Origin of the sequence: Dehalococcoides sp. (genome assembly GCF_041654235.1) — a bacterium.
Classification (GTDB): domain Bacteria; phylum Chloroflexota; class Dehalococcoidia; order Dehalococcoidales; family Dehalococcoidaceae; genus Dehalococcoides; species Dehalococcoides mccartyi_B.
Genome location: NZ_JBAZDW010000114.1, coordinates 1 through 2,514, shown reverse-complemented (window position 1 = coordinate 2,514; position 2,514 = coordinate 1). Strand labels below are relative to the sequence as shown.

3 protein-coding genes are annotated in these 2,514 nt (G+C 47.7%); all 3 read left to right on the top strand.

Annotated features, from left to right (window positions below):
• Window positions 1–1,273 (top strand): phage portal protein (locus WC259_RS08320; protein ID WP_372644284.1); only part of this gene is annotated, 1,273 nt, incomplete at its 5' end.
• Window positions 1,274–1,333: 60 nt separating this feature from the next.
• Window positions 1,334–2,197 carry an HK97 family phage prohead protease gene (locus tag WC259_RS08315; RefSeq protein WP_372644281.1) on the top strand — a complete coding sequence of 288 codons (864 nt, stop codon included), beginning with the start codon at window positions 1,334–1,336 and terminating at the stop codon, window positions 2,195–2,197.
• A gap of 1 nt (window position 2,198) precedes the next feature.
• Window positions 2,199–2,514 (top strand): hypothetical protein (locus WC259_RS08310; protein ID WP_372644278.1); only part of this gene is annotated, 316 nt, incomplete at its 3' end.

Here is a 2,514-nt window from a genome sequence, read left to right as displayed (position 1 = left end):
AGATATGTACAAGGGGAATTCTGAACGGAGAGCCCCTTGGTTACTAAATGCCGGCATGAAGTGGCAACAGATGTCACTGTCAGCTGTAGAAATGGATTTTATCGCCTCTCGTTTACAGAATAAGCGGGATATAGCAGCTGCTTTCGGCATCTCCCCTATATTCTTGGGAGACCTAGAGCAGTCCAGTTATAACAATATGGCTGAGGCCCGCAAGGCGTTGTATCAAGATGTGGTTATCCCCATGCTGGACGATATACAAGCAACGCTTAACATGAGAATAGCCCCTTTATACGGGGATATCACAATTGGGTACGACTTGTCAGGAGTAGCCGCCCTTCGGGCTGACTTTACCGCCAAAGTTGCTCAAGCTCAAATACTCTGGGGTATGGGCGTACCCTTTGAGCAGATTAACAACCGGCTTGAGATGGGGTTTGAGAAGTTTGAAGGCTGGAACAGGAGTTATATGCCCTTCTCCTTAATGCCTGTCGGTAAATCAATGCAACTCCCTGTGGGTAGAAAGTCCGCTGGTATGTCCGAGGAACAGAAGACAGCGGCATGGAAGCGGATAGACTCGCGGCGTATAGGCTGGTGGGGGGTTGTCGGAGACAAGATGCAAGAACTCTATGAGTCAAACGGAGAAATACTTGCCGGCATTAAAGGCAAAACCCCAGAACAGTGTATAAACTCTGCCAGCAACGCCTTAAAAGACGCCGAGCCGGAATGGGAAGAGAAACTCAGTGCGGTCTACATGTCCTTGATTGAGGATTTTGGCACAGACGTAGCTGACGACTTGGGTATGCGTAAAAAGGCTGATGAAACCTTTGACCCGTTCACTGAGGCTGCTATCGCATGGATAAAAAAGAACGCCGCCAAGACCGTCACTACCATTATGGAAACCGAACTTGAAGCGGTAAGGGAAATAATTCAGGCAGGCTTTGGAGACGGTTTATCTATCCAGAATATCAGTAAGCAGATACGTCAGTACTATGATGACAACTCCGCATGGAAAGCCGCCAGAGTAGCAAGGACAGAAGTTGCAAAGGCGGCAGGATACGGACAACAGGAAGCAGCCAGACAGTCAGGAGTAGTCCAAACTCACACATGGTTAGCCGCCAGAGATGACCGTACAAGAGATTCCCACGCTTTTATGGATGGTGAAACAGTACCTCTTGGCAAGCCTTATTCCAACGGGCTTATGTATCCGGGAGACTCAAGCGGAAGTGCGGATGAGGTAATTAACTGCCGGTGCACAGAGTTATTTGGCGTAGATTAACCAATCAAAAAGTTATCAAACAAGCCCTCTTAACCGGGGGTTTTTTTATTGGAGGCAATTATGGCCGATATCACTGAGGAAACCCCCGTTGAGATTATCAATTGCCCTTATTGCAAGAACCCGAAAACCAGCCGGTCTGAACGAGTTGACGAAGGCTGGCTATGTCTGGATTGTGGGCGAACATTTAATTATTTAGAGGTGATGGGTATGACACGAGTACTGGAACGCAAGGAATTCAAGCTTGAGCTTAAGGCATTTGACGAAGAGGCAGGCACATTTGAGGGTTATGCCTCTACCTTTGGCGGTATGCCTGACTCCTACGGTGATGTCGTAGATAAAGGGGCTTTTGCTAAGACCGTCAAAGAGGGCATGAAGCGTATTAAGTTGCTTTTTAACCACAACGCCAATGAGCCAATCGGTAAGATATTGGAACTTTACGAAGATGATTACGGCCTGTATTTCAAAGCCAAACTATCCCTGGGCGTACAACGTGCAAGGGAAGTACTGGCCCTTATGAAAGACGGTGTTATCAATACTATGTCCATAGGATACGACACCATAACCGAAGCTCTGGAAGGCAAAATAAGGCATCTGAAAGAAGTAAGACTGTGGGATATATCCCCTGTCACCTTCGCTGCCAATCCTGAAGCCGTCATTACCGGCGTGAAATCAGGACGTGTTTTATCCGCCTCCAATTTAACTAAGGTGCAAGAGGCTGTTAATGCTTTGCAAGCACTGCTTGATGCCGCCCAGCAGGACGAAGAGCCGGCTAAGTCCACTCTCCCCACTGCAAGCGACCAAGAAGCCGCTGAATTATCAAAAGCGTTGGATGACCTTAAAGCTATAAACACTAGCTTTGATTACAAAAGGGCAGAAGCCAGTATCAAAGCCAATCTCAACAAAATTAAAGGAGTGAAAGTCTAATATGGAAATCAAGGAATTATCCGAACAGGTGCAGGGTGCCGTAGCTGAGATGCGTAATTTTGCCGGCACAATGGACGAGGAAGCCAAGAAATACGGCGCTGCCTCTGCCACCTGCAAAGAAACACTGGAGAAATACAATCATCGTATTGATGAACTGGAACTAAAACTCCAGAAAGCCGCTATTGTTAAACCCGGTGAGGCCGAGGATACCAAGAAGAAAGAGGCTACCGCCGCCTTCTTCAAATGGCTTCGCCATGGTAAATCAGGGATTGAACCTGCTGAACGCAAGGCTCTCGTTCAGGATGCTACCGGTCTTT

Bases quoted from the DNA above. Each gene is read 5' to 3' on its own strand.
- WC259_RS08315 (WP_372644281.1), top strand. From the start codon at position 1,334: ATGGCCGATATCACTGAGGAAACCCCCGTTGAGATTATCAATTGCCCT.